Here is a 24,692-nt window from a genome sequence, read left to right as displayed (position 1 = left end):
GCTTGAGCGATCTGCCCGACATTCCCGAACTGTTGCCGGTGGAACCCACCAAGAACCCGGGCTCGGTTTTATTCGTGTGCAACCACAATTCTATCCGCTCACCTATGGGCGAAGCGCTGATGCGCCAACGCCACGGCAACCATGTGTTCACAGCAAGTGCCGGCATTCGCATCGGCGAGACCGATCCATTCGTGGATGCGGTGATGGCAGAAATGGGCGTTGATATGGGCGATCACGAGCCCAAGGCGCTGGAAGATTTGGACGAAGGCTATTTCGATCTCGTGGTCACCCTGTCGCCTACCGCGCACCACGTGGCGCTGGAGCGAGCCGTGGTGGACGCGACTGAAGTGGTCTATTGGCCGTCTGCCGACCCCACTGTTGTGACCGGCGCCCGCGAAGCAAAGATGGACGCCTACCGCGATGTGCGCGACAGGTTAGCGGAGCGGATTGAAGCGCTGTTCACCGCAAGCTGACCCAAAGCCAGAAGGTGGCAATAACCTTATGGTTCACAAAGCCGTCCGTTCGGTTTAGGAAACCGCTAATCCGACTTAGACTTTCATGTGTGGGAACCGCCTGCGCAGACCAAACATTGATATTTGACCCGTTCAAGGAACAGACCACGCCTATGGCAAAAGAAGAAGTTCTCGAATTTCCAGGCACCGTTAGCGAATTGCTGCCCAATGCAACATTTCGCGTGAAGCTGGAAAATGATCACGAAATTATCGCCCACACGGCTGGCCGTATGCGCAAGAACCGCATTCGCGTTCTCGCCGGTGACCAGGTGCTGGTGGAAATGACGCCCTACGACCTGACCAAGGGTCGTATCACCTATCGTTTCAAGTAAGCAGTCGCTTGGTGTGCGTCATGCGCCGCCAATGACGCTGCCCAGCAAGGCCGCCCGCTGATGGCACCTTCCGCAAAGCTCATCCTTGCATCCGGTTCGCCCCGCAGGCTCGCCCTGTTGGACCAGATCGGCATTCAGCCGGACGAATTGGCGCCGGTGGATGCTGACGAGACGCCGTTGAAATCAGAAGCGGCCCGCTCACTCGCCAAACGCCTGTGCAAGGTGAAGGCGGAGATGGCAGCTGAGAACATCAAACGCCGTGGTGAAGACAACGGCAGCTACATTCTTGCAGCTGACACCGTCGTGGCTGTTGGTCGCCGCATTCTGCCCAAGGCAGAGCTACTGGACGAGGCTGCAGGTTGTTTGCGCCTGCTCTCCGGCCGTGCCCACAAGGTCTATACAGGCGTTGCGCTTATCACGCCCAAGGGCGTCTTTCGCCAACGACTGGTGGAAACGCGGGTACGCTTCAAAAAGCTGTCGAACGACGAATTTGAAAGTTATCTTGCTTCCGGCGAATGGCGCGGCAAGGCTGGCGGTTATGCCATTCAGGGCATCGCGGGTGCCTTCGTGGTGAAACTTATTGGCTCCTACACCAATGTTGTGGGCCTGCCGCTATTCGAGACAGCCAATTTGCTCGAAGGCGAGGGTTATCCGGTGCACTACAACTGGCTGTCGGCCAGCGGCTGAGGCGCATAATGACGAAAGACACCGTCACGCCATTGCGCAAACAAGTGCCCTGCCCTCAGTGCAAAAAACAAAGCACCCGCGACACATACCCTTTCTGCTCGCGCCGCTGCGCCCAGCTTGATCTGGGTGCATGGTTGTCCGGTGGCTACGCAATTTCGGGAGATTCAACCGATGTTCCACCCGATGGCAACAGCTAGATTTCACCGACTTTCAGGCCTTGAACAACGAACATCGTAAAAGCATAAGATAGTGGATAGACACCCCCGTTTAGGGTGACTATACCAGCCGAGTTCCAGAGCAATTCGCACACGCAATTTGTGATGGACGATATACCCCAGGTCAGGCTGCTACAGCCACAGGCCGACCGGTTGCCCGGGTAGCTCAGGGGTAGAGCAGCGGATTGAAAATCCGCGTGTCGGTGGTTCGATTCCGCCCCCGGGCACCATTTATTTTTTATTTCAATGACTTAGCTGTCATTTTCTGCCTGGTAACTCCAGCCCCTGGATGTGTACATAGGCCCCCCCAATAGCGTGGAAGGGATGGCTGGCCTTCAACCAGTTATCCTCCACTAAGCAATCGAACCACTTTTGCGTGGGCAGACCGTCAAATTGAGCTGTCGAGTCAAGGTATGCCTCAAAGCGACGTATTGGTATTGGCTGTTAACAAATGTTAGATCTCGAAGTCGCAAGCCCGATTACAGATGTTCTATAAATTTAATTATGCGACTGCGAAGGGCAGCATAGATCCGAAAGTACAGATCTACGCCCTTCCCAAATATTTAATGACAAGGTCCACATAGAAGCTAAAGCGGCTTCATGTTCCGGTATAATAATAGGTTCATCGCGTCCTGCGTAATTAGTTCGTGGGCATAGAAATGATCGGCATACGGCAGAACAGCCTTTATTCCGTCGCGGCCATGGTGGTGACGCTCGTCTTTGCAGGTTGCGAAGTTCCCGTAACGGAATGGAATCATAAATTCACGATCGTCGTAGAGACGCCGATCAGCGAAGCGTCTGGTTCGTCCGTACTGCATCAGGTTTACGCTAGCCGTTCAAAGCTACCACAATTCGGATCAGGCAATGTGCACGCTTTACGCGTCGAAGGAGAAGCGGTTGTGGTAGATTTAGGCTCGACCCCAAGTGGTCCGCGCTACCTCTTCATGTTGACACCGCACAGTGAATGCGTCCTGAGCTTAAGAAGCTCATGATTATCGTCGGTTTCTGTCGAGTGTCTGTGCCGAAGATGAATGTTTGTCGCACACATTTCCGCAGTAGCTCTGAATGGGAACTTCTCAGCCTCGAGATGGTTTGTGGTATGTGTCACTAATCGAGTTAATCGGTTTTGATGATCGCGATGAGTGGCGATTTCAACGCTCCAGCCCCCTTAAACTTCATCCGAGAAGCCTAACCCTAGAGAGTAGTTTGATGTGGTATTTGGGGATTGGAACACTAACGGTTCTTTGTCTCATAACCACGCTATTGCCCTTCGTCCCGATGGCTCACGGCGTGTTTCGGGTCTTCGAGTTTCCACGGACTCAGATTGCTGTCATCGCCTTTGGGTGTCTCGTGTTAGCTCTACTGGTTTTGCCTGTGCAGGACTTACTTGTGCAGCTCATCATCGGGGCGTTGGTGGCTGTCATCGCCATCCAACTGGTTTACATCGCTCGATTTTCTCCGTTCTGGAGAAGGCGTTCAGCCCAATTCAAAGGTAATCCAGCCGACACGCCAATCATCAATGTTCTCGTGTGCAATGTTAAACAGGGAAATCGCGAGTACGTGCGCCTGTGCGATTTGTTTCAGACAGTCGAACCTGATTTGGCGATCTTCATGGAGACGGATCAGAAATGGATTGATGCGCTGGACAAAGTCGGAGCGTCGTACCCGCATCGCATGGCTTGCCCGATGGACAATGCATATGGGCTGCTCCTCTATTCCCGCTTTCCCATTTCAGAAGAAGAGACACGGTTTTTGCTTAACGATGAAGTGCCGAGCTTTCATCTGACGCTCACGTTGGAAGAAGGGCGCGATATTCGTTTGATTGCCGTGCACCCCGAACCACCGGTCGTTTACGATGATACGATAGGTAGGGACGCAGAAATCGCGCTGGTTGGGCAGATTGTTCGTAATGAAGACCGTCCGGCGATGGTGACGGGCGACCTCAACGATGTTGCATGGTCGCGCACCACCCGACGTTTTTTGCGCATATCGGGCATGCTTGACCCGAGAGAAGGGCGAGGCCAGTTTAACACTTTTGATGCCCGCTATCCTTTTCTGCGTTGGCCGCTGGACCACATCTTCCATTCACCCCAGTTTCAACTGGTTTCGATGAAGCGCATGCCCTTCGTAGGGTCCGATCATTTTCCGATGTTTTATCGGTTGGCATTGACCACGAACGAGCAGGGTCGGCGTGAGGTGGATGATGCTACATCCGAAGATATCGAAGAAGCGAAAGACCTTGTCGACATCGAAAGCGATCGTGACAGACGGCCAATCGGGGTGGATTGGGAGCCCAAGGAGTCGTAGTTCTGAACGGCGACGGCAACGATTGTAGTCAGCCAGGCGTTACGTCTGTGCAAAGCCTCTTTTGAAAGACTTTCCAGTTGTTCTCTCAACATAACAAACTGCCGTTCTGCAGCGCTGTAAGGCCGATGCAATGAACTCCGCTGTCCGGTTTTCAGTGGTGGGAACGTTCATCATTCTCTTTACGGCTGCGCTTTACCTGGCGCGTGGTTTCTTTCTGCCCATAGCTGTTGCTGTCGTCTTCGCGCTGACGATGAGCCCGGTCATACGGTTCTTCACACGCCGTGGCGTGCCGTCGCCGGTTACAGCTTTCGTGCTTGTTCTCATACTTGTCGGATTTGGTGTGCTTGCCATCTACACGCTGGTTATTCCGATGGCCGACTGGATTGAACGTGCTCCGGAAATTGGTAACCAGCTCAAGGAAAAGCTTGCCGCGCTTAAGCCGTCTCTTCAGGCGGTACAGGAAGCGCAGAAAGAGGTCGAAGCAGCGACCGCAGGTGAAGGCAGGGCTGTTCAAAAGGTAGCGGTCGAAGGACCAGGCTTTTTTGCATATGCGGCGAGCAGCGTCTTGGCTGGCATAACCATGCTGGTCATCACGTTGGTATTGCTTACGTTTTTGTTGGCTTCCGGCGACATGTTTTACGCCAAGCTTGTTCAGGCCTTCGATAGCATGAAGGACAAAAAACGCGCCTTGCGGATCGCCCATGACATGGAGCGCGACGTCTCGCGCTATCTGTTCACAATTGCCATCATCAACGCCTCTCTCGGTGTTGTGATAGCGATTGGTCTGTATCTTTTGGGAATGCCCACGCCTTATATTTGGGGGGCTGTCGCCGGACTGGCAAATTTCATGCCCTATGTCGGAGCGATTTTAGGTTTGGGTGCAGCGACTGCTGTGGCGGTGGTCTCTTTTGACACTCTTGCTCCGGCACTGACTATTGCGGCGTTCTACTTCTCTTGCACGTTCATTGAGGGGCAGTTCATAACGCCGACCGTCGTTGGCCGACGTTTGGAGTTGAATGCTGTCGCGGTGTTCATATCCGTCGCTTTCTGGGCCTGGCTTTGGGGCATTGTGGGTGCGCTGATTGCGGTGCCGCTTTTGGTGATCTTGAAAACCACCTGCGATCATTTTCCTGGGTTGGGAACGTTGGGCAATTTCCTGAGTGGCGGTGAAGTCACAAAAGAGAGTGAGTGATCCATCGAACCGATGTGATATTACTTTAATGCGCTCATGAAAAAGCCGCAGCTCCTTCTAGGAACTACGGCTTTTCAAAACTGATGATGGTCTCAGTTGGTGGTTATGCAATGCCTGCAAATCGCAGGATTGCGAGTACGACCACGACAACACCGATAAGGTAAAAGACATTTCGCATGGAAGGTTCTCCTGTTTGTTCCAGTGAAAATACAACGCACTATGCGGAAGATTGTTCCGGCAAATTGTCGGCAACATAAGCGCCTCTTTCGCCCATAGGCGCGTTTGGACCCGTAGTAGTATCTACTTTCGTCTGATGCTCAATTTCCGCATTTAACGCTGCCCCAAGCGACACGATCATTGTCGAATAATAGATCCAGAGCATCAAAATTACGGCTACGGAAAGCGAGCCGAACGTCGCGCTGTAGTTGCCGAATTCCTTGACGTAGAAAGAAAACAGCGACGAGAGCGCGAGCCACAAAACAGCTGAAACTGCGGCGCCTAGAGAAATCCATCGCCACTTTGCATCTTCACGGTCCGGGGCAAGCCGGAACAAGATGAGGATCGCGGCATAGACCAATATCGCCAGAAGTGGCCAACGCACCCAAAGTGCTGCTGTCTCCATCCATGAAGGTAAGGGCAACAAATTGACAGCAATAGGTACGGCTGCAATCGCAAGCAACGAGGCTGTCAGAAAAACCAGCGCTCCAAGAGTCAGGCTTAGAGATAATGCTGCGCTTGCAAGGAAGCCACGGTCGTCGGTTTCGCGGTAAATCCTGCTTATGGTTGCAACGAGAGCGTTGGTGCCGCGCGAACCGCTCCACAATGCAACGGCAAATGAGACTATGAGTCCGATACCGAGGCCAACTTGGGGTTGGGACAACAAGGCATCGAGCCTTTCATAGACCACAGCCTGAACGGCTTCCGGAAGAAACTCTTCCATCGACGCCATCTGGTCTTGCAGCTTGCCGCCATCGGCCACCAAGCCATATACCAGCACGAAACAAGCCAGCACGGGAAAGATCGACAGAAAACTGTAGAACGCAACACCGGCACAGCGCAGGGACATATCCGTACTGCTGATAGTTTTGAAAGCGCGTTTTAAGATGCTCTTCCAACCCGCCCAAGGAATATCGCGGGGGCGGACGGCGTACCGTCCTGCCAGCTCATGTTTCATATACGATCTCTTTTGCTCGGTTATGCGGGCTTGGGTGCCGTTGTATCCGTGAGTGGCATTTGTACGCCAGATTTCCGCACTTGTTTAGCGCGTGGAGAAACCTGCTCAGGCACCGTCGCATCCTTCGCGTTAGAAGCTTTGATTTTAGCGGGCGCACGCTTTTTCGCAGTTTTCGATTTTGTTGTAGTCGGAGCAATAGCGCCAGCGTCCTTAAAAACCGCTGCTGAAGCTGCTGCTGATTTTTCAGGGACTTCTTCTTCAGATGCTTTGTGCAGCGCGCGACTAGCACTTAGGCGCGATGTTGGTTTTTTGGCGGAAACCAAAGACGCAACCACCGCACCTGCAGCGATAGCAAACAGACCTGCGGGAACCGGGTTTTCCTTCACCCAGCCCATGGCATCGTCAGTGACCGAGCGGGCCATGACAGGTGTGCGGCGGACGCTGTCACTAAATTCTTGAGCCGTCTCGCTGACATACTCGGACGCTCGATTGGTTGTTTCCCGGGCTACAGATGCCACGTCCTGCCGAACCTCTAAAGCACTGGCGGCCAGATCATATGCTCCATCACTTACCTGCTCCTTCAACGCAGCAGCGTTTTCTGCAAACCGTTGCGATGGATCAGCTGATACCGGGGCTGCAGGCTGCGTCGTATGTGCGCTGGATGTAGCGGCTGGATTGCGTTGTCGACCGAATAGAAAGCCAGCAACTCCAATACCAACCATCAACGCTGACAGTGGATTTTCCCTCGACTTCGCCACAACAGTGCTAAGAGCTCTGGACGATGTTTCGGCGTCGAGGCCAACAGCATTGCCCAGCAGTCTTGATGGCGACAAGTCGTTTCCGATGTCTGTCAGACGCGCTTCGATGCGGGCACGTGTGCGGTCGATTTCGTCTTCGATCATTTCAGTGTTGCGGTGATCGGTCATCTCAAACAGCTTCCTTCAACGTTTCCGCGTCTTCGCGAACTGCATTCATTGTCCGGCGCGGTTTCAGGTTTTTAACGCTCAAATTGTCCTGACCTTTCTTCACGGCGAAGAAAGCGACAACGGCCAAAATTACGCCAACGAGAAGGGCAGCAAGTGATGGCGGCATAATATTGGCCAGCGCTACTACTAGCGCTTCTACCAGCACCAGAAGCGCTACGAATGCGATTAAAAGGCCGGAGACGATGGCGATTAGGCCCGTCTGCACCTGCTCAAACTTCTCTTCTGCTTCTGCCTTGGCTAGTGACACTTCCTGCTTCACCAGCAGTGTTGCGTCTGAAACCAGCGCGCGGACGGTATCTGTAATGTTAGTGCTCATAGGTCGATCCTAATCTTAGTGTCGGTTTACGACTTGCGTGGAGGTTTCAGTGCGCTGGCGAGCGCAAACCCGGCAAGCGCTAGCGCGCCAACGGTCAGCATCGGGCGCTCACGGACGAAATTCTCTACGCGGTGCGTCAGAGCACCGGGCTGGAAGCCGTCCACTTCATCGGCTGCGCTGGTCAGGCCATCGGCTGCGGCACGAACGTAGCCTGCTGTACCGGTCATGCCATCTTGCGCCAGACTATTGCTGCCCGCCTCCATTGCGCGGCTCAGGGAGCGGACGACGTTTTCGGTGCGGCTCTTTCCAACCTGAACAACCTCATCGGCGCGGGATTTGGCCGCACTTACAGCTTCTTCAGCCAGACTTTCAGCCTGACCAACTACTTCAGCTGCGGCCCCTTTCGCGTTTCTGCTCACCTTTTTTGCGGTGGACGCAGCAACATCCTCAACCTTCTTCAAAGTCGATTGTGCCGTTTGTCTGGAATTATGAATTTTAGCGGTCGAACCACTGGCCATTTTCATCTCCTGCATATTTTGCGCGGGTTTCACGGCACCAACACGCTAGAGCAGCAAATGTTCCAATTTCTTGAGAATCTCGGCAGTGTTGCGGCTAAGGCGTCAGCGATAGGCTGGAGATTGTTCCCCGTCAGCGCTGATGAGATCAATTAGACTTTCAAATCCGATAACCAAAACACAGACCATCACGCTATAACTCAACTGGGTACGGTTATTTCTACGACCGTTCCGAATTCCGAGCTCAACGTCTTTGCCTCTCCGTCTGAGCTGGCCAACATGCTTTTGATAATTTTGTTTCCAAAACTGTCTGGCTTTGTATCGGCTTGATCCACATCGAAGCCGACACCGTTGTCGCCGACGGAGACTTCAATCTTGTGGTCGGGTAGTTGTCTCATCGCTATGGAAATTAGGCCGTCTTGCTGATCGGGGAATGCATGTTTCAACGCATTGGTGACGATCTCGGTGACGATCAAACCCAATTGGACACCGCGCTCCAACGGCGCTGTTATATCATCAGCTTTTAGAGTGATCTGTACGTTATCCGGTGATGAGAAGCTTTGGATGCTATGGACAATACGCTCGAGATATTCACCCAACTCGACCTGATCGTCATCTTTGCTGCGTGCATGAACTTGATCATACAGAAGAGCGAGACTCTCCACTCTACGCGCCAGGCTTTCGTAGTCCTTTAGTGGGTCGTGCTCTTTCTTGCGGGACTGCATCCTGATGAGGCTGACCAACATCGCCAAGTGGTTCTTCACGCGGTGCTGCATCTCTTGAAGCTTCACATCTATCGAAACGGAGTCCTCAGTCCGGCCCTCAGGCGCAGGCACCTCCTGCTGGACGCCGATGTAGTATGTAAGCTTACCGTCATCATCAAAAATGGGCGACAGGCTTAGCTGGTTCCAAAACGACCGGCCGTTGGCCCGGTAGTTCTTCAACACCACCTCGACGTCGCGCTGATGTCGGATACCCTCGCGAATAAGGGTTACGTGCTCTGGAGAGGTACCCTCGCCCTGGAGGAACCGGCAGTTCTTCCCAATGGCATAAGACGCCATATAGCCCGTGGTTTTTTCAAAGGCGCGGTTCACAAAGACCAACGGACTGTCGGGCAGGTTTGGGTCGCTGATTGTGCAAGCCAACGCGCTGCTCAGCAGCACTTTCGAGGCGGACAAGTCTGCTGGTAAAGTGTTGTGATGTGACGCTGACACAGAAAAACCCCGTAAAAGCGCGTTGTAGCTTTCAACGTGAAATACGTCGTTGATAATTGTTAAGTAGAATTCACATCACCGAAGCTAGAAGCCGGTGCTCCACAAAAACATTTCGGCCCCTGAACTGACCAGCTTTTTGCAGCGATGCAGCATCGAGAATTGTGATCTTGCCTCTACCGGTTTTCACAAAACCTTTGGATTGCAAGATAGCCAATTGGCGACTGACATGCACCGACGACAGACCCAGAATATCAGCCAGCACATCGTGGCTGACAGGAATGTCAAAGCGCTCGATAGCCTTAGACGAGAGGCTGCTGCGGCTCGCCAATTCTGCCAAAAGATAGGATAAACAATTATATGAGCTAAGACGCCCCATTGCCTTGATGCGTTCTGTGAGGACCAGACGATCTATGGCTTGAGAGGCGGAAAACATCTGCGAAAATTTGTGTTCCGCCTCGTAAAGCCTCTTCGCACTTGTAACATCGCTAGCCACTGCCGAGCTCGGTATAAGCGCGACCATATTATCCTTTGCCGTCGGCCAAAACATGTGGTCGAGGCCGAAAATATCACCTGGTAAGTGCACGTCTGTGATGTGACGAGTACCATCCGGCAAGTACGAATATGTTCCGAAAACGCCGCTTTCGACGATACCCCAGACGGTTGCAACTTGGCCCTCTCGCCAGACATTATCGAATGACGCGTAGCTGTTCGGCGTGAGTTCAACCGCAATTAGGCTATCGAGAGAATCGAGATGTTCTGGAAGATAGTGCTCGAAACGTGCTGCTGCACACGCAATGCCCAACTGCTCGAAGAACGGTTTGGTTTCGTTTTTTAAGTTGATGTCCAGCATCGTCTCGGCCCGCATTGAAGAGGAATGCCGAACACAAGGACACGTCTGCTAGCAGCGGTATCCGTCGGCTTCTTACAGCAACTGTGACTGTCAAATATGATTGCAACGCCACATTTGCGAAGACGCCTGCGACATATAAGACGGGCGCATCATTCCTCAGCGAGGCTGACGAGTGAGGTCTTTAGACACTGTCAATCTCCGAACCGGGGTAGTGGGTCATACCGTTGAAGGATCAGTGTAGCGACCCCGAGGGTCTATCGATTTGCACGGCAATACTCCGAGAAATAACCGGGCAACGGGAACGAGTTTCGACCGATCTCGTTCATGTACCGACGGCTAAAAATGGTGGGCATCGCACCACCAACTCCGCCGATACACCCAAAAAAACGATCGGAAACACCCAACATGAAAATCCTCATGGTTCTCACTTCTCACGATGAGCTCGGCAGCACCGGCAAGAAGACTGGATTCTGGCTGGAAGAGTTTGCAGCGCCTTACTACGTTTTCAAAGATGCAGGCGCTGATGTCACACTGGCCTCGCCCAAAGGCGGGCAGCCCCCGCTTGATCCTTCCAGCGACACTGACGATGCCCAGACAGAGGCAACGAAACGCTTTAAGGATGATGCTGCAGCGCAGAAAGCTCTTTCGGATACATCCGTGTTGAAATCCATATCAGCTGACGGTTTTGACGCGATATTCTATCCTGGTGGGCATGGTCCTCTGTGGGATCTTGCTGAAAGCCCGGAAAGCAATTCGCTGATTGAAGCCTTCGCCGCTAATGACCGACCTGTCGGCGCAGTCTGCCATGCACCAGGCGTGTTTAAACACACTAAAGGTTCGGATGGAAAACCACTGGTTTCCGGGCGCAAAATTACAGGTTTCACCAATACCGAGGAAGAGGCCGTTGGCTTGACGGACGTGGTGCCATTTCTCGTAGAAGACATGCTTAAAGCAAATGGTGGTGACTACCAAAAGGGCGATGACTGGGCATCGTTTGTCGTTACCGATGGTAAGCTAGTTACGGGACAGAACCCTGCTTCATCCCGGGAAGCCGCCGAGCAGCTGCTAGGTCTCATGTAGCGCCATTGCATAGGGCGGCTTCAACCAAGCCGCCCTATGCCAACCATGGATATTGATGTGTCCGTCATCAGGGTTGTTGGGATTGATTGCTGCTTAGATTAAGCGAGAGATTGGCTCATCGGTCGGTTGATTTTATGCGGCTTGATTGCGGTGTTGCAAACGCCGCTGTTTGGACGTGTCTCGTTCGAGTAGAATGGTCTGGCCGCGTCCGAAGTAGACGTCGGCAGGTGTCAGGTTCCGCAGGCCCACGTGGTAACGGTGGTGATTGTAGTGCTCGATGCTTGGGTTGAGGTCTCTAGGCAGGAACGTGTTCTTCAGATTTCGGGGGGCTAACGCTCAATTTGCCTAATGTCTGCAGATGGTACGTCGCGAACGTGGGCCAGTTGGCAAGCTTGCCTTAGCTTTAATTGGCATCGTTGTTCGACAACAGGCGAGGTTTGTGACGAAACTTCACCTGATCGGACCCGAAAGCAGGCAAGGCCAAATCCATAGTGCCAACCATGTCGTCGTCCTTCATGGTGCTGCACAACTTATATGCCACCACATAGCGCGATAAGTCATCAAATACGGTCGACAGATAGTACCGGCTCCAGCAAACAGACACGCTTCAATCATCGCATGAAAACTGACAGTAAAGTTAGGGTGCTGATGTACGGCCAACGCGCCGGAGGCCGACTACACAAGCCCGGATCTATTGTTTTGCGAAAGCACTATCGTTGTCGAGCGGTAAGCGTGTCATCGCTTCCAGCGTTGCCAGCACGTTGATGTTGGCACGTTCGTTGGTGATGTCGGCAATCGTATGCTTATCAAGCACAGTGAGAAACGCATCCAACGCCTCGTGAAAAGCGCCATTTAAGCCGCAGGATTGCTCCAATGGGCAGGTTGTGTCTTCACGAAAGCACTCGGCCATTTCGAACCGGTCTTCCACCGCACGCACGACCTCACCAACTGTGATCTCTTCCGGCGGGCGTGCCAACATCAGACCACCACTGCGACCGCGCATTGTTTTTACGAAGCCTGCCTTGCTCGTCGTCTGCAACACTTTGTGCATGAACGATTGTGACAGCCCGTAGAAAGTCGCGACATCGCTCAACCGCACCGAGCCTTCGTGGGCTGCGCAATACATCAGCATTCTAAGAGCGTAATTGGTCTGTTTGGTGATCTGCATAACATGACAATGGGTTAATTTTGCGCGTTGTTCAAGCAGAAGTATTTGATTTCTAACGTTATTATATAAAATAGAATGATTCTAATGTGTTAGAAGGCGTCACATCACGCTTCTTGGACCGGTGTTCAGTCTTCGGCACAGGATGATGACGGGAACCAGCCCGATGGCGACGATCACGAGGCTGGGCACTGCTGCTCCCTCCAACCGCTCATCTGCTGCAAGGCGATAGGCCTGAACGGCCAGCGTGTCCCATCCAAAGGGACGGATGATGAGTGTGGCGGGCAATTCCTTGATCGTATCGACAAAGACCAACAACATCGCGGTAAGCGCTGCCGGTCGCAGCATGGGAATGTGGATGCGTCGCAGAACCGTCGTGGTGTTAGCCCCCAGTCCCGATGCAGCGCGGTCTAAATCGCGGGTAACCGTCACCTCACCTGCCCGCCACGCACCTAAAGCTGCGGCAAGGAAGCGGATCATATAAGCCATTACCAGCAAGGCGATGGAACCTGAAAAGAACAGGCCGGTGGAAAAGCCAAGATTGACCCGCGCCCAAGCATCCACAGCATTATCCAAACCTGCAACCGGCACGAAAAGTCCAATCGCAATCACACCGCCGGGCACCGCATATCCCATGCGCGCAATGCCGACTGCCGCTTTAGAAGAACCGCTCTGCCCCAGCCTGCGGTTGGTGCTTAGGATTATGGCCGCGGTCAACGTAATGATGGCAGCAACAGCGGCGAGAATGAGCGAGTTGGTGAGAAAGCCAAGATAGCGTTCACTCAGCCAATTTTGCTCTGCCCCACGGGCAAGCGAAATGAGCATGATGATAGGAATGATCGCCCCGAAAAGCACGGGCAGTGTGCAGCCGATAAACGCTGCAACAGCCTGCCAGCCCTTCAAGCGCATGCGTGGCCAGCGACCACGATTAGCGTCCTGCGCCAAAGCCAATTCACCGCGCGAACGGATATGTTCCAACCCCAAAAGCAGAAGCGCGATGGCAAGCAGCCCCAGTGCAAGCTGGGCGGAAGCCACGCGATCTCCCAACGTGAACCATGTGGTGTATATGCCTGTGGCCAAGGTCTGCACGCCGAAGTGAGACACTGTTCCAAAGTCTGCAATCGCTTCCATGAGCACCAGCAACACACCGGCAGCAACAGCTGGGGCGACCAAAGGCATGGCAACCTTCCGAAAGGCCTTGAAAGGAGGACAGCCGAGACTGCGCGCTACAACGAATGGCGCCAGTCCCTGCATCAGGAATGCGGCGCGGGCCAGCAGATAAACGTAAGGATAAAGCACCAGCGTGAGCATCAATCCCGCACCACCGACGGACCGAACCTCTGGGAACCAATAGTCGCGTGGCCCCCAGCCAAAAAGGTTTCGCAGAGTCGATTGAACGAGGCCTGGATGGTCCAGCAAGTCGGTATAGGCATAGGCCAAGACGTAAGCAGGGAAAGCCAATGGCAGCACCAAGGCAACCTCTAGCCAGCGCCGCCCGGTAAACTCGCAAGCCGTTACCAACCACGCCGTTCCAGTGCCAATGACAAGCGTGCCGGCACCAACCATTACCATGATGGCAACTGTCGTTAGCGCATAACCCGGCAGGAGTGACGTACCAAGACGTGCAGTCGCTTCAAACGAACCTGAAAGGGCTTCGATAATGACGGCCAGAAGCGGCAAGGCGCAGAGCAGTGCAACCGCATAGGACAAGCCAGCGATAAGCTTGCGGCCAAAACCAGAAAACGCGTCCACATGCGTGGTAGAGCGCTTCAACCGCTTGCCGTTAGCGCGCCCAAACCGTCCCAGGCGGTCGGGCCAGAACACCCTCAGCAATGAACTCGACGCGCTAGCCATGGGGGAAGGTGTGATCTCCAACTGCCTGGAGACAGGCAATATCGCCGGATTATGGCCGGACGGAACAAGGTGTTCTGTGGAGATGCAATACCGGACATAATTTGTCCAGTTTAAGAAACGCGATCAAAGTGAATTGATTGTGTGGCTTAAGGCCGCTTAGGCGCGGAACTCTTCCAAGACATGCCGGTCGATTTCGACACCCAGTCCCGGCTTGTCTGGAACAGCAACGCGGCCAGCGGTTTGTGTAATCGGATCCTGCAGCACTGCCATGCGGTAGGCGTGTGGCGTCTGGTCGAATTCCAACCATGGATCGCGGCTCGAATGACGCCCAGGCTGGGGTGGAATAGTGGCCAGCATGTGAAGTGATGCAGCAACATTTACACCGGTTCCCCAGACGTGAGGCACGACCCGAATTCCAGAGGTTTCAGCGTGTGCGATGATCTTGCGCATCTCGGTGATGCCGCCACAACCGGCAACGTCCGGTTGGAGAATATCGATGGCATCTGCTTCGATAGCTTGTCGGTGGGCAAGGCGACCGTGCCAGGTTTCACCACCCGCCACCGGTATTGGCTGGCCTTCGCGGACACGACGGTACGCGTTCAACTGTTCTGGAACGACAGGTTCTTCGAACCAACCGATCCTGCAATCGGCAATACGGCGGCCCAGTTCGATGGCTTCGATGGCATCATAACCATGGTTGGCATCGATCATCAGCTCCGCATCATCACCAATTGCATCGCGCACAGCACGGATGACTGCCTCATCTTCATCGACGCCAAAACCGATCTTAATCTTCGTCGCGGTGAAGCCATCAGCCATATAGGCGGCCGTTTCTTCTACCAATCGTTCCAACCGGTCTTTGTCACGGGGGCGGAAGCCGCCTGTGGCATATGCGGGAACGGATGTGCGGTGAGCGCCGCCGAGCAAGCGGTAAACCGGCACACCGAAATGCTTGCCCGCGATATCCCACAACGCAATGTCGATACCCGATTGTGCAGTCATCGTTACGCCGCGCTGTCCCTGATCGCGCCATGCCGAATAAAGGTCGAACCAGATGGGCTCGATGTCGAGAGGATCGCGACCGATTAAAGCCGGCGTCATGGCTTCAACGATGGCAGCATTCACCTTGTTGGGACCGAGGCATTCACCCCATCCGATGAGGCCAGTGTCCGTCTCGATCTCCACCAGACATGCGGCACGCTCGGTAAAGGTGGAAAACGCGCTGTCGAAACGATTATTACCGTCAAGTTTTTGCGTCAGGCAGTGCGCGGTGACGTTTGTGATTTTCATTTTAGATCATGCCTGCGCTTCAGTTTATGAAGGGAGAGTACCGCGCTCTGCAGGGCCGGGTCCACCGGCGAAGGCGCGATTGCTATAGGCCTGAATTTCAAGATGACGAGATACTAAAAATTAACGGGAAGCCCAGTGTGCTTTCATTTACCAATTCTGAAGGATGTCACAGGGGTTAACCCGACACGAAACCGCACCTGCGATTGTGCTGCTCTACAAAGCCACCAAAACCAATTGATGGCTGTTTGCGAGAGGCGCGCAAAACCATGGATTTTAAAATCCGTATCAGAACCGCATTCATTACCGCGCTGCTGGTGATCGGTTTGTTACCACTGGCCGGCTTTACCTGGTTCTCCTACCAGCGCACTTTGGAGCGGGAATTCGATGAGGTGCAAGACCGCCATTTGCTTTTGGCGCAGAACCTTTCCGCCGCTCTGTCGCGCTATGAAAAAGATGTTCGTGCAACCATTGCTTCAGTTGCAACCATGCTGGCAGATTCCCGCAACAATTCCGGTACAAGCCCTATGCTGGAAGCCATGAGGATCGAATGCGTTAGCATCGTCGATCCAACGACTGGGCGGATCATTGCATTTGTGACGGGCAAAACAGAGCTCGCGCCGGAAATAGCTAATCCGGAGCTATTGAAAGCGGCAAAAATTCAAGGGTCTCGCAAAGGCCTGCGGTTTTTGCCTGCAATCCAAAGCAAGACCGGCAACTTCATGCCTATCGTTGGCCGTATCAACGGATACTTGGTGATTGCTCGTATGGGCACAGGCTACTTTCAGGAACTGGGCAAGCAAATTGCCTTTGGTGATCAAGGCCACGCCGCAATCGTTGATCAAGCCGGTAACGTACTCGCCCACCCGCTTCCATCATGGGTTGCCGCTCGCAAGAACATCTCAAAAATCTCAGCCGTAAAAAGAATGATGAACGGTGAAACCGGCATCGAACAATTCTATTCGCCAGCGCTTAAAGGCGACATGATCGCAGGACTGACATCCGTACGCGGCCCCGGCTGGGGCGTTATGATCCCACAGCCTGTTAAAGAGCTTCACGCCAAGGCTTTCGAGAACCTGAAACCAATCATTCTAGGGCTGCTGGTTGCAGCGCTTGTTGCGCTGGCACTTATCAAAGGGTTCATCACTTGGCTGGCAAAGCCGTTAGAAAACATGACCCGCCATCTGCAAGCGCAATCCAAAGCAGGCATGCCGGCGGCCGTTCCACCGGCTACAACCAATACAAGTTTCTACGAGCTGCAGAACATCGTTCAGGCCTACAACGAGTTGGCAATGACAGTGCAGGACGACGCCCGAAAGCTGGAAGAGCTGTCGGTGCAAGACAGCGTTACCGGCATCGGTAACCGAAATTACTTTCAGCAGGCTGGAACCACGCAGATCGGGCAGCGTATGGCGCTAAGCAAACGGGGTGTGTTGATCTTCGTCGATCTTGATGGGTTCAAGGAAATCAACGACACGCAAGGCCATGCAGTCGGCGATGCTTACCTACAGGCATTCGCAAAGGGACTTTATCCTGCAACCAAACGCTTCATGGACCGTGAATTTCGGGGCGTGGTTGGTGCTCACCCAATTATAGGCCGTATTGGCGGTGACGAGTTCGCAATTCTACTTCCGATACCGGACGCAATCGATGATGTGCGTGTATTGTGCGAACGTTTGCGCCTCGAACTCCCAAACAGTGTTAGCGTGAATGGCATCTCCATACCCTGCGGAAGCTCTTCAGGTGGCGCGACATATCCAGAGCACGGAACCGCGATTGAGGACTTGTTGCGCAGGGCCGATGTGGCGCTCTATCTGGCAAAAGCCAACGGCAAGGGGCGGTTTGAAATCTACAATCCCAAACATGCTTTAGGCGGTAAAAGCGAAATTCTGGCTGCTGTAAAAACGGCGATCGAAGACGATCAGTTGGTTCTTGAGTACCAGCCGAAATATTGCCTTACCAAAAATCGCGTCACTTCCGTTGAAGCTTTGGTTCGCTGGAAACACCCGACATTGGGCCAGATTCCACCGAACATGTTTCTGCCCGCCATACAACAGACACACGCTATGGAAAACCTGGGAGACTGGGTTGTTCGCAGAGCAATCCGAGACATGCAGGCCATGGATGCCTCAGGTTTTCACCTCAACGTTGCGGTGAATATCGGTGCGGAGCACTTCTCTGCTCCCAGCTTCAGCAAGCAGCTAAAGAAGCAGTGTGCCGATGCAGGTTTTGCGCCTTCCCGTTTGCAGGTCGAGGTTACAGAAGATGTGATGGGCGCTTCACGAGAGGCATTTTCCAGAACGGTTCAAGCCGTTCAGGAGCAAGGCTTTACTGTTGCTATCGACGATTTCGGCAAAGGCTTCTCGAACCTTTCTCGTCTGGCCAGCATTCCGGTTGATGTCATCAAAATTGACCGCTCATTGGTTAGCGAAGCCGTGGGCAGCCCACGTCTGCACACCATCATGGCATCCGTTATTTCAATGTCGCACTCGCTGGGATCAGCCGTCATTGTTGAAGGGGTCGAAACCCAAGCCGAAGTTGCCATGGCGACCGCAGCCGGTGCCGACGGATTGCAGGGATACCACTTCTCACGCCCACTCCCGCTCGAAAATCTGAAGGCGTGGCTGAGGGAGCAATCCTGCACCCCGCAGCACAGACAACTCGAAACCGTTCGTAAGGCGTTGTTGGCAGCGTAACTCAACCTCCAACAATGGGGCCTACGAAAGCTCGTTCTGCCACGGCGGATTAGCACCGGCGCGTGAGACAGTGACTGCGGCTACGCGATTGGCGAGGTCGAGGGCTTCAAGCAGATTTTCATCGCTCGCTTGCCTGATAGCTGTTTTGTTCAGGCACCCAACCCGACGCAGACCGGCAAGAAACCCCGCGTTAAAGGTGTCACCCGCGCCAATGGTGTCCACGACCTGAGCCGGCTTTACAGGAGCCGTGAGCTCCCCACTGTTGCGCAGCAATTGTGCGCCGTCTGAACCACGCGTGATGATGACCAGCGCAACGCCGGACTGTAACCATTGCCTCGCCATACCTTCCGGGTCAGCGCCTGCACTATCACTTTGCGCCAACCAATCGAGATCATCATCAGACACTTTGACGATGTCGGACTGCCCGATCATGCGACCAATACGAGCGCGGTAACCCGCCTCATCGCTGATGAAGCCGGGCCGGATATTGGGATCAATACTGATGACGGTTTTGTCGCTCATTTGAGCCAGCAAGCTCTCATATGCCTTTGCGCCCGGCTCAGGGATCAGACTGATGCCACCGAAGTGCAAGGCGTCCACATCCGATGGCAATGTCGGCAAGTCATCGGGCTGAAGGCCAGAGCCTGCCGTATTTTCATCGAAAAAAGCATATTTCGCTTGCCCGTCTGTCAACTGCACGAAGGCCAGTGTTGTTGGGCGTGCGCTGCGAATGCAGTGGCTTGTGTCCACCTTCGAGGCAGCAAGCGCATCAATGAGCTGTCGGCCAAACATGTCGGTAGAAATGCCCGACACGAAACCCGCATCTTCGCCCAAGCGCCCCAAGGCAATGGCCGTGTTGAACAAGGCCCCACCGGCAACAGGAAGGAACACGTCTTCGCCGCTGGCCGATTGGCGTGGCAACATATCGATAAGCGCTTCACCGCAGCTGATAATCACGGTCAGACCTGTATTTGAGAATTCGCACTTTCTGACGTTTAGCGCGACCTAAGGGTATGATCCAACTCCTAAATAACATGTAGACCCTTCCCTATCGCCGAACCGCAGCATGGCCTAACCTGTCGCAGTCTTCACAAGAGGAATCGAAAAATGGGCCTGCTGATTTCGGTCGGATTACCGCTCGCACTTGCCATCATAATGCTGACGTTGGGCTTGGGGCTCACTCTGGCTGATTTCAAGCGCGTCGCGATACGCCCCAAAGCATTTGGGGTTGGGTTCATAGCGCAGGTTATCGTTGTGCCAATTGCAGCATTTGGGATAGCGCAGCTTGCCGGATTGTCGCCGGAACTCTCGGTTGGCCTGATGATTTTGTCGCTCTGCCCCGGCGGCGTTACCAGCAACATGATGTCAAAGATCGCCCGTGGTGATGTGGCCCTGTCCGTTTCGCTTACAGCCGTCGTCAGCCTCATCACTATCTTCACAGTACCTTTTGCAATTGCCTTTTCGGTTGATCACTTCATGGGATCAAGCGCGCCACCAGTAGACGTGACCAGCATAGCAATTTCGATGTTTCTCATTACCGCCGTACCGGTTTTGATTGGCGTAGCCGTCCGCCATTTTGCGCCTGGCTTTGTTGCAAATGTCGAGACCGTTGCAACTCGTTTTTCTTTCATTCTGTTCGTCGTCATCGTTGTTGCAGCGCTGGCGACGAACTGGACTCTGTTTATCTCCCAACTTCCAAAGCTCGGTCCCGCAGTCATTTCGCTCAACATCGTTCTGATCATCACAGGTTTTGTTCTGGCGTTGGTTTTGGGCCTGTCGCCGCAGGAGCGTCGAACAATTGCTATCGAAGCTGGCGTTCAGAATTCAACAGTCGGCATCACTTTAGGTGCTATCCTTGCCGGATCGGGCGCTGCTGGATTTTCCGCGTTCGCGCTTCCCGCAGCCGCCTATGGGCTGACCATGTATGTGGTGACACTGCCGGTTGTGGCATGGTTCCGACACGCTTCACGCGGGGAGGCGCTGAACGATGGCTGATGCAGATGTCATTATCGTGGGTGGCGGGCTTGCTGGATTAGCGGCAGCCGCTGAGTTGGGAGACCGTGGCAAGAAGGTCATACTTCTCGATCAGGAACCTGAAAATTATCTTGGCGGACAAGCTTTCTGGTCTCTCGGCGGCCTATGCCTTGTGGATACGCCGGAACAGCGCCGTATGGGCATACGCGATAGCCGCGAACTGGCCCTGAATGACTGGATGGGATCAGCACAATTTGATCGCCCGGAAGACGCATGGCCCCGCAAATGGGCTGAGGCCTATGTCGATTTTGCCGCTGGCGAGATGCGCAGCTGGCTCTACGAACAAGGCATGCGCTGGTTCCCCGTTGTCGGATGGGCAGAACGCGGTGGGTCTTTTGCCAACGGCCACGGCAATTCCGTACCGCGTTTTCATATCACATGGGGAACCGGTCCCGGCTCCATCGAGCCGTTTGTAAGGCGCGTGAAAGAGCATGTGGCCAACGGCTTGGTCGATCTGCGGTTTCGCCACCGGATGAACGACATCACCATCTCCAACGGAGCAGTCACAGGCGTAACCGGCGAAGTTCTGGCCGATGACGTGAAAGAACGCGGACAGGCGAGCAGCCGCGACGTCGTGGCTGATTTCGATCTTTCCGCCCCAAGCGTCTTCGTCACCACCGGCGGCGTCGGTGGTAATATCGATAAGGTGCGTGAACTGTGGCCGGTCGAACGGCTTGGACCTGCACCCAACGATATAGTCTGCGGTGTACCGGCCCATGTGGATGGGCGAGGTATCGACATTGCGCGCGCAGCTGGTGCCAACCTCATCAACAAAGACCGCATGTGGCACTACACGGAAGGTGTGAAAAACTGGGACCCTATCTGGCCCAATCACGGCATCCGCATTCTGCCAGGCCCGTCCTCTATGTGGTTTTCCGCGACCGGAGATCGTCTCAACCCGCCTGCCCTCCCCGGTTTCGACACGATAGGTTCGCTGAAGCAGATCCTTGCCACCGGCTACGATTACAGCTGGTTCGTGCTGACGCAGAAGGTGATCGAAAAGGAGTTCGCGCTATCCGGCTCCGAACAGAACCCTGACCTTACGTCGAAGAAGTGGCTCGAAGTGATTCGCAGCCGCCTTGGCAAAGGTGCGACCGATGCGGTGGAAGCCTTCAAACAAAAAGGCGAAGACTTCATCGTCGCCAACGATCTTCAACAACTTGTGGCAGGCATGAACCAAGTTGCCGGTGGTGGCTTGATCGATCACGACAGGCTTCATGGGCAGATCGCTGCCCGCGACATGCAGGTGGACAATCCGTTTTCCAAAGATGCACAAATCATGGCGATCCATGCAGCGCGAAACTATCGCGGTGACAAGCTTATTCGCACAGCAAAGCCGCACAAATTTCTTGACCCGAATAATGGTCCACTCATCGCTGTGAAATTGCATGTCATAACGCGCAAAACGCTTGGCGGGCTTCAGACCGACCTTGAAAGCCGTGCGCTCGACGCATCGGGCAATGTCATAAAAGGCCTGTTTGCAGCAGGCGAAGCGGCAGGCTTCGGCGGCGGCGGATACCACGGATACAATTCGCTGGAAGGCACGTTTTTGGGAGGCTGTATTTTTTCCGGCCGCAACGCTGGCCGGTCAAAGAATATAGCTTAAACAGTTAGCTTTCGTCGCAATCCGAAGTGGCATTGCGATCAAAGAACGACAAAGCGATACCCGGGGCACCCAGCAACACCCCAAGTGCACCGGTGGCTACCGGCATGGAAAATCCATGAGCGACAGAAGCGGCAAGCCCGCAAAGAGCAAACAGACCCAATACCGCCAAGATAGTAACCGCCAATCTCTCCGACGATTTTAAGGAGAGAAATGCACGGGCAACGCGGTCAATGCCACTGATCTGGCCTGATGATTCATCGATACATTCGCGATTGCGAAGAAGCAGTGCCTTCGTGTGGGCCATTTGAGTTCCCATCCAAGTCATATGCGCGGTGCATGCTTCAAAATTGCATCACTGCTTTTCGGTCAGCTAAGATAGCCTCAGTGATGGGATAACGACATGTGGCAACTCGTCGTTCCAATGAATTTCGCCTGCGACATTCTGCGCTAATTCAGAGCAATAAAAAATCGCTTCGCACATTTACACTCAGCAGCCTTATCCAGCTGCCACACGCCGATCATCTGCGCCAGCAGCGTCGCCTGAGAGCAAAATAGATGTGATCACCTCCACGGATAACCGATCTACGACTGCGGCTGCATGTCCGTAATTCTGGCCAAGACTGTTTGCGCCGGGAAAGGCAACAGTGGCGATTTGGGCAGCAAGCGGCGACTGAAGCGAAGTTGCAGTGTCTTCGACGGCCACAGCTTCCGAAGCGCTAATGCCGAGTTTCTCAAGCGCAAGATTATAGATATCCGGAGCTGGCTTGGGCGCTGCGGTCATCGCAGCGTTAGTGACGAGATTGAAGTCGCTTTCGGTCAATGTATTGCCAAGCGCCTTGAAGGTGATCTCGATATTGTCACGCGATGTGGATGTCACAAAAGCTGTTTTTACGCCTTCTTTTGCAGCCCACCGCATGATTTCCAAAACGCCTGGTCGCGGTTTCAGCCCACCAATTTCCATACCGGAATTAAAGTGCTGGGTTTTCAGGCGATGGACCTCATTTGCATCAACTTCTTCACCGCGCGTCTTTGCGTAAGATGTAATGCGCTGCGCTCCGCCCGATGAAGAGAGCAATTCACGGTAAGTATTTTGATCCCAGTTCCAGTCCAAGCCGCTATCGCGGAAGGCACGGTTGAATGCCGCCCGCTGGTGTTCGGACGTTTCGACAAGCGTGCCGATAGAACCAAAGAGGATTGCTGAAAGTGTCATGACGAAGTGTCCTTGGCTATCGGCTGATATTTAGCTGTCAGCGCTTGAGATCGTTTGTGGGCCGACCGAATGTCAGCGCACTGTATCATCGTAATTTGGCGCTTAATCCTGACGCTTCGAACGGTTTCGGAAGAATGTGAAGCCTGCAAAAGCAATGGCCACGGCAAAAGTTCCAACTGCGAGCATTGGGATGAGGGAAGAGCTATCCATAGAGGTATTCCTTCTGCTGTTATGCCCACGATTTCAGTGTGTGGAACCTATTTCACATGAAGTGAAAGCCGGTCGCTGGAGCGGTGTGTCTGCAACAGCGCATTTCAGCTGGAATAACGGCACGGCCCCGCTCCGGTTCCCGAAAAGGAACGTGTGGTAGCGCGACATCCGGTCGCCAACAGTCGATAATGGAATGCTATCGGCGTGGTCGAAAACCGATCCGCGCGGCTCTTATCCAGTGATTTCAGACACCTGCACCAAACGCTTTTCAGCGATGGAGCGGTAGGCAGCCTCTGCCAAAATAAGTGCGCGATGCCCGTCTTCGAAACTGGCTTTCACCGGCACACCGTTTTCCACGGTGTCCACAAAGGCATGGATTTCGTTGATGAAGGCTTCCCGGTATCGCTCGATGAAGAAATCGAGATAGGGCGCGCTTACCTCGACCGCGTTGCCATCGTGAAACTGCATTTCGTGCGGCTTGCGATTGCCGGATGTCACCATGCCCTTATCGCCCAACACTTCGATGCGCTGGTCGTAGCCGTAGGTAGCGGAGCGGGAATTGTTGATGTGGCACTGCTTGCCGGACGCCGTGCGCATGATGATCATCGCGGTGTCGACTTCGTTCAACTCTGCCAGCAGAGCTGGGTCGCCTTTGGCGTTGACGGAGGCGAAAACCTCCACCGGCTCCTCACTCAAAATCCACCGGGCAACGTCGAAATCGTGGATGGTCATGTCGCGCAAAAAACCGCCCGCCGCTTCCATGTAAGAGCGTGGCGGCAACTCAGGATCACGCGATGTGATGATGACCTGATGCACATCGCCCACGCGGCCTTCGCGCACAGCGTTGTACGCCGCGCGATGACCGGGGTCGAAACGACGGTTGAAGCCGATCTGCACCGGCACATCGCTGCCCGCGATTGCCTTGGCGCAGGCGTTCACCCGTTCCAGCGACAAATCTATGGGTTTTTCGCACAGGATAGGTTTTCCTGCAGCCACGGCCTGTTCGATGAAATCGGCATGGGTCGGCGTGGCGCTGGCCACCAAAACGGCATCGACATCGCTATTGGCAAAAATCGCTTCCGGTGTCGAAACCGCCACGCCGAGACGGTCGGCCACGGTCTGTGCAGACGGTTGGTGCGTGTCGAAGACCGGACCAAGCTGTGCTCGCGGATGGGCTGCAATGGCATCAGCATGCATGGTGCCGATACGGCCTGTGCCAAGGACGGAGATTGTGATCATGGTGATTGCCT

General features: G+C 54.2%; 24 protein-coding genes and 1 tRNA gene. 12 read left to right on the top strand and 13 right to left on the bottom strand.

The window, feature by feature from the left end; genetic code table 11:
* The first annotated feature begins 2 nt into the window (after positions 1-2).
* The 7 genes from R2A130_RS09870 to R2A130_RS09835 all read left to right on the top strand — a co-directional run bounded on the left by R2A130_RS09870 (position 3) and on the right by R2A130_RS09835 (position 5,245).
* A complete protein-coding gene (locus tag R2A130_RS09870) occupies positions 3-473 on the top strand; it encodes an arsenate reductase ArsC (RefSeq protein WP_009757894.1) in 471 nt (156 codons plus the stop codon).
* Between the two features lie 152 nt (positions 474-625).
* The gene (gene infA, locus R2A130_RS09865) at positions 626-844 is read left to right on the top strand and encodes a translation initiation factor IF-1 (RefSeq protein ID WP_009757893.1); all 219 of its coding nucleotides are present in this window, start codon (positions 626-628) and stop codon (positions 842-844) included.
* Between the two features lie 60 nt (positions 845-904).
* Positions 905-1,531, top strand: coding sequence for a Maf-like protein (locus R2A130_RS09860; protein WP_009757892.1), 627 nt, complete (start codon positions 905-907; stop codon positions 1,529-1,531).
* Between the two features lie 8 nt (positions 1,532-1,539).
* Positions 1,540-1,728: a DNA gyrase inhibitor YacG gene (locus tag R2A130_RS09855; protein ID WP_009757891.1), complete on the top strand. Its 189-nt coding sequence runs from the start codon at positions 1,540-1,542 to the stop codon at positions 1,726-1,728.
* Positions 1,729-1,901: 173 nt separating this feature from the next.
* Positions 1,902-1,976: transfer RNA gene (locus R2A130_RS09850), tRNA-Phe, on the top strand.
* An 835-nt stretch (positions 1,977-2,811) separates the two neighbouring features.
* Positions 2,812-4,053, top strand: coding sequence for an endonuclease/exonuclease/phosphatase family protein (locus R2A130_RS09840; RefSeq protein ID WP_009757889.1), 1,242 nt, complete (start codon positions 2,812-2,814; stop codon positions 4,051-4,053).
* 130 nt (positions 4,054-4,183) lie between these two features.
* Positions 4,184-5,245 (top strand): AI-2E family transporter, encoded by a 1,062-nt coding sequence (locus R2A130_RS09835; RefSeq protein WP_009757888.1) that lies wholly within the window; start codon positions 4,184-4,186, stop codon positions 5,243-5,245.
* A gap of 217 nt (positions 5,246-5,462) precedes the next feature.
* Here R2A130_RS09835 and R2A130_RS09830 read toward each other — a convergent pair whose 3' ends face one another.
* From R2A130_RS09830 to R2A130_RS18480, 4 genes are read right to left on the bottom strand one after another with little or no spacing between them, the layout of a single operon-like run.
* Positions 5,463-6,419 (bottom strand): YihY/virulence factor BrkB family protein, encoded by a 957-nt coding sequence (locus R2A130_RS09830; protein ID WP_009757887.1) that lies wholly within the window; start codon positions 6,417-6,419, stop codon positions 5,463-5,465.
* 20 nt (positions 6,420-6,439) lie between these two features.
* Positions 6,440-7,345, bottom strand: coding sequence for a DUF3618 domain-containing protein (locus R2A130_RS09825; protein WP_009757886.1), 906 nt, complete (start codon positions 7,343-7,345; stop codon positions 6,440-6,442).
* Between the two features lies 1 nt (position 7,346).
* A complete protein-coding gene (locus R2A130_RS09820; RefSeq protein ID WP_009757885.1) occupies positions 7,347-7,721 on the bottom strand; it encodes a phage holin family protein in 375 nt (124 codons plus the stop codon).
* A gap of 26 nt (positions 7,722-7,747) precedes the next feature.
* A complete protein-coding gene (locus R2A130_RS18480; protein WP_156798471.1) occupies positions 7,748-7,948 on the bottom strand; it encodes a hypothetical protein in 201 nt (66 codons plus the stop codon).
* A gap of 6 nt (positions 7,949-7,954) precedes the next feature.
* Here R2A130_RS18480 and R2A130_RS18475 point away from each other — a divergent pair, with 6 nt between their 5' ends.
* Positions 7,955-8,392: a hypothetical protein gene (locus tag R2A130_RS18475; protein ID WP_156798470.1), complete on the top strand. Its 438-nt coding sequence runs from the start codon at positions 7,955-7,957 to the stop codon at positions 8,390-8,392.
* Between the two features lie 44 nt (positions 8,393-8,436).
* Here the strand turns inward: R2A130_RS18475 and R2A130_RS09810 are convergent, their stop codons facing one another.
* On the bottom strand, positions 8,437-9,414 hold the full coding sequence (locus R2A130_RS09810) for a PAS domain-containing protein (protein ID WP_009757882.1): 978 nt from the start codon (positions 9,412-9,414) through the stop codon (positions 8,437-8,439).
* A gap of 106 nt (positions 9,415-9,520) precedes the next feature.
* Positions 9,521-10,300 (bottom strand): Crp/Fnr family transcriptional regulator, encoded by a 780-nt coding sequence (locus R2A130_RS09805; RefSeq protein ID WP_198008695.1) that lies wholly within the window; start codon positions 10,298-10,300, stop codon positions 9,521-9,523.
* Positions 10,301-10,705: 405 nt separating this feature from the next.
* Between R2A130_RS09805 and R2A130_RS09800 the strand changes: the two genes are divergently transcribed.
* Complete coding sequence (locus R2A130_RS09800; protein WP_009757879.1) at positions 10,706-11,380, top strand: type 1 glutamine amidotransferase domain-containing protein; 675 nt, start codon at positions 10,706-10,708, stop codon at positions 11,378-11,380.
* Positions 11,381-12,071: 691 nt separating this feature from the next.
* On the opposite strand, the gene R2A130_RS09790 is transcribed toward R2A130_RS09800, so the two are convergent.
* The 3 genes from R2A130_RS09790 to R2A130_RS09780 form a co-directional block, all read right to left on the bottom strand.
* Positions 12,072-12,548, bottom strand: coding sequence for an Rrf2 family transcriptional regulator (locus R2A130_RS09790; protein ID WP_009757877.1), 477 nt, complete (start codon positions 12,546-12,548; stop codon positions 12,072-12,074).
* A 99-nt stretch (positions 12,549-12,647) separates the two neighbouring features.
* Positions 12,648-14,399, bottom strand: coding sequence for an iron ABC transporter permease (locus R2A130_RS09785; RefSeq protein WP_009757876.1), 1,752 nt, complete (start codon positions 14,397-14,399; stop codon positions 12,648-12,650).
* Between the two features lie 156 nt (positions 14,400-14,555).
* Positions 14,556-15,689, bottom strand: coding sequence for a mandelate racemase/muconate lactonizing enzyme family protein (locus R2A130_RS09780; RefSeq protein ID WP_009757875.1), 1,134 nt, complete (start codon positions 15,687-15,689; stop codon positions 14,556-14,558).
* A 266-nt stretch (positions 15,690-15,955) separates the two neighbouring features.
* Here R2A130_RS09780 and R2A130_RS09775 point away from each other — a divergent pair, with 266 nt between their 5' ends.
* Positions 15,956-18,382 (top strand): EAL domain-containing protein, encoded by a 2,427-nt coding sequence (locus R2A130_RS09775; protein WP_009757873.1) that lies wholly within the window; start codon positions 15,956-15,958, stop codon positions 18,380-18,382.
* A 21-nt stretch (positions 18,383-18,403) separates the two neighbouring features.
* Here R2A130_RS09775 and R2A130_RS09770 read toward each other — a convergent pair whose 3' ends face one another.
* Positions 18,404-19,339 carry a carbohydrate kinase gene (locus R2A130_RS09770; protein ID WP_009757872.1) on the bottom strand — a complete coding sequence of 312 codons (936 nt, stop codon included), beginning with the start codon at positions 19,337-19,339 and terminating at the stop codon, positions 18,404-18,406.
* A gap of 150 nt (positions 19,340-19,489) precedes the next feature.
* Here R2A130_RS09770 and R2A130_RS09765 point away from each other — a divergent pair, with 150 nt between their 5' ends.
* Together R2A130_RS09765 and R2A130_RS09760 are read left to right on the top strand one after the other, a co-directional pair.
* The gene (locus tag R2A130_RS09765; protein ID WP_009757871.1) at positions 19,490-20,377 is read left to right on the top strand and encodes a bile acid:sodium symporter family protein; all 888 of its coding nucleotides are present in this window, start codon (positions 19,490-19,492) and stop codon (positions 20,375-20,377) included.
* Positions 20,370-22,022 carry an FAD-binding dehydrogenase gene (locus R2A130_RS09760; RefSeq protein WP_009757870.1) on the top strand — a complete coding sequence of 551 codons (1,653 nt, stop codon included), beginning with the start codon at positions 20,370-20,372 and terminating at the stop codon, positions 22,020-22,022. The genes R2A130_RS09765 and R2A130_RS09760 overlap by 8 nt, the downstream gene beginning before the upstream one ends.
* A 4-nt stretch (positions 22,023-22,026) precedes the next feature.
* Here R2A130_RS09760 and R2A130_RS09755 read toward each other — a convergent pair whose 3' ends face one another.
* The 3 genes from R2A130_RS09755 to iolG all read right to left on the bottom strand — a co-directional run bounded on the left by R2A130_RS09755 (position 22,027) and on the right by iolG (position 24,681).
* Positions 22,027-22,326, bottom strand: coding sequence for a hypothetical protein (locus R2A130_RS09755; RefSeq protein WP_009757869.1), 300 nt, complete (start codon positions 22,324-22,326; stop codon positions 22,027-22,029).
* A gap of 192 nt (positions 22,327-22,518) precedes the next feature.
* Positions 22,519-23,232, bottom strand: coding sequence for an HAD family phosphatase (locus R2A130_RS09750; RefSeq protein WP_009757868.1), 714 nt, complete (start codon positions 23,230-23,232; stop codon positions 22,519-22,521).
* Positions 23,233-23,673: 441 nt separating this feature from the next.
* Positions 23,674-24,681, bottom strand: a complete 1,008-nt coding sequence (gene iolG / locus R2A130_RS09745; protein WP_009757867.1) for an inositol 2-dehydrogenase — start codon at positions 24,679-24,681, stop codon at positions 23,674-23,676.
* Positions 24,682-24,692 lie beyond the last annotated feature (11 nt).

This window comes from Ahrensia sp. R2A130 (assembly GCF_000179775.1).
In the GTDB taxonomy this organism is placed as follows: domain Bacteria; phylum Pseudomonadota; class Alphaproteobacteria; order Rhizobiales; family Rhizobiaceae; genus Pseudahrensia.
Note: the sequence above shows the minus strand (reverse complement) of the source record. Positions and strands in the feature narration are given on the sequence as shown.

Excerpts from the sequence above, each read along its gene's own strand:
- R2A130_RS09840 (WP_009757889.1), top strand. The coding sequence starts at position 2,812 with ATGGGAACTTCTCAGCCTCGAGATGGTTTGTGGTATGTGTCACTAATC.
- R2A130_RS09775 (WP_009757873.1), top strand. The coding sequence starts at position 15,956 with ATGGATTTTAAAATCCGTATCAGAACCGCATTCATTACCGCGCTGCTG.
- R2A130_RS09860 (WP_009757892.1), top strand. The coding sequence starts at position 905 with ATGGCACCTTCCGCAAAGCTCATCCTTGCATCCGGTTCGCCCCGCAGG.
- R2A130_RS09765 (WP_009757871.1), top strand. The coding sequence starts at position 19,490 with ATGGGCCTGCTGATTTCGGTCGGATTACCGCTCGCACTTGCCATCATA.
- R2A130_RS09785 (WP_009757876.1), bottom strand. The coding sequence starts at position 14,399 with ATGGCTAGCGCGTCGAGTTCATTGCTGAGGGTGTTCTGGCCCGACCGC.
- R2A130_RS09805 (WP_198008695.1), bottom strand. The coding sequence starts at position 10,300 with ATGCTGGACATCAACTTAAAAAACGAAACCAAACCGTTCTTCGAGCAG.
- R2A130_RS09855 (WP_009757891.1), top strand. The coding sequence starts at position 1,540 with ATGACGAAAGACACCGTCACGCCATTGCGCAAACAAGTGCCCTGCCCT.
- R2A130_RS09755 (WP_009757869.1), bottom strand. The coding sequence starts at position 22,326 with ATGGCCCACACGAAGGCACTGCTTCTTCGCAATCGCGAATGTATCGAT.
- R2A130_RS09825 (WP_009757886.1), bottom strand. The coding sequence starts at position 7,345 with ATGACCGATCACCGCAACACTGAAATGATCGAAGACGAAATCGACCGC.
- infA (WP_009757893.1), top strand. The coding sequence starts at position 626 with ATGGCAAAAGAAGAAGTTCTCGAATTTCCAGGCACCGTTAGCGAATTG.
- iolG (WP_009757867.1), bottom strand. The coding sequence starts at position 24,681 with ATGATCACAATCTCCGTCCTTGGCACAGGCCGTATCGGCACCATGCAT.
- R2A130_RS09780 (WP_009757875.1), bottom strand. The coding sequence starts at position 15,689 with ATGAAAATCACAAACGTCACCGCGCACTGCCTGACGCAAAAACTTGAC.
- R2A130_RS09820 (WP_009757885.1), bottom strand. The coding sequence starts at position 7,721 with ATGAGCACTAACATTACAGATACCGTCCGCGCGCTGGTTTCAGACGCA.
- R2A130_RS18480 (WP_156798471.1), bottom strand. The coding sequence starts at position 7,948 with ATGACCGGTACAGCAGGCTACGTTCGTGCCGCAGCCGATGGCCTGACC.
- R2A130_RS09760 (WP_009757870.1), top strand. The coding sequence starts at position 20,370 with ATGGCTGATGCAGATGTCATTATCGTGGGTGGCGGGCTTGCTGGATTA.
- R2A130_RS09830 (WP_009757887.1), bottom strand. The coding sequence starts at position 6,419 with ATGAAACATGAGCTGGCAGGACGGTACGCCGTCCGCCCCCGCGATATT.
- R2A130_RS09800 (WP_009757879.1), top strand. The coding sequence starts at position 10,706 with ATGAAAATCCTCATGGTTCTCACTTCTCACGATGAGCTCGGCAGCACC.
- R2A130_RS09750 (WP_009757868.1), bottom strand. The coding sequence starts at position 23,232 with ATGACACTTTCAGCAATCCTCTTTGGTTCTATCGGCACGCTTGTCGAA.
- R2A130_RS09835 (WP_009757888.1), top strand. The coding sequence starts at position 4,184 with ATGAACTCCGCTGTCCGGTTTTCAGTGGTGGGAACGTTCATCATTCTC.
- R2A130_RS09790 (WP_009757877.1), bottom strand. The coding sequence starts at position 12,548 with ATGCAGATCACCAAACAGACCAATTACGCTCTTAGAATGCTGATGTAT.